The following is a 1,141-nucleotide window of genomic DNA, read 5'->3' on the forward strand; positions in this document are numbered from 1 at the left end:
ATGTGCGAACTCGATATTTTACACGACTCTCTTTACCAATTCTGCCCCGAATTACACTTAAAACGACTCAACAGCTTAACGTTGGCTTGCCACGCCTTACTTGACTGTAAAACTCTCACTCTTACCGAACTTGGCCGTAACCTGCCAACCAAAGCGAGAACAAAACATAACATCAAACGAATCGACCGATTGTTAGGTAATCGTCACCTCCACAAAGAGCGACTCGCTGTATACCGTTGGCATGCTAGCTTTATCTGTTCGGGCAATACGATGCCCATTGTACTTGTTGACTGGTCTGATATTCGTGAGCAAAAACGACTTATGGTATTGCGAGCTTCAGTCGCACTACACGGTCGTTCTGTTACTCTTTATGAGAAAGCGTTCCCGCTTTCAGAGCAATGTTCAAAGAAAGCTCATGACCAATTTCTAGCCGACCTTGCGAGCATTCTACCGAGTAACACCACACCGCTCATTGTCAGTGATGCTGGCTTTAAAGTGCCATGGTATAAATCCGTTGAGAAGCTGGGTTGGTACTGGTTAAGTCGAGTAAGAGGAAAAGTACAATATGCAGACCTAGGAGCGGAAAACTGGAAACCTATCAGCAACTTACATGATATGTCATCTAGTCACTCAAAGACTTTAGGCTATAAGAGGCTGACTAAAAGCAATCCAATCTCATGCCAAATTCTATTGTATAAATCTCGCTCTAAAGGCCGAAAAAATCAGCGCTCGACACGGACTCATTGTCACCACCCGTCACCTAAAATCTACTCAGCGTCGGCAAAGGAGCCATGGATTCTAGCAACTAACTTACCTGTTGAAATTCGAACACCCAAACAACTTGTTAATATCTATTCGAAGCGAATGCAGATTGAAGAAACCTTCCGAGACTTGAAAAGTCCTGCCTACGGACTAGGCCTACGCCATAGCCGAACGAGCAGCTCAGAGCGTTTTGATATCATGCTGCTAATCGCCCTGATGCTTCAACTAACATGTTGGCTTGCGGGCGTTCATGCTCAGAAACAAGGTTGGGACAAGCACTTCCAGGCTAACACAGTCAGAAATCGAAACGTACTCTCAACAGTTCGCTTAGGCATGGAAGTTTTGCGGCATTCTGGCTACACAATAACAAGGGAAGACT

General features: G+C 45.0%; 1 protein-coding gene. It reads left to right on the forward strand.

Going from position 1 to position 1,141, the window contains the following annotated elements; genetic code table 11:
- Nucleotides 1–1,141 (forward strand): IS4-like element ISVsa5 family transposase (locus tag L977_RS24040; protein ID WP_001449585.1); only part of this gene is annotated, 1,141 nt, incomplete at its 3' end.

Origin of the sequence: Enterobacter sp. ZOR0014 (assembly GCF_000798855.1) — a bacterium.
Classification (GTDB): Bacteria; Pseudomonadota; Gammaproteobacteria; order Enterobacterales; family Enterobacteriaceae; genus Enterobacter; species Enterobacter kobei.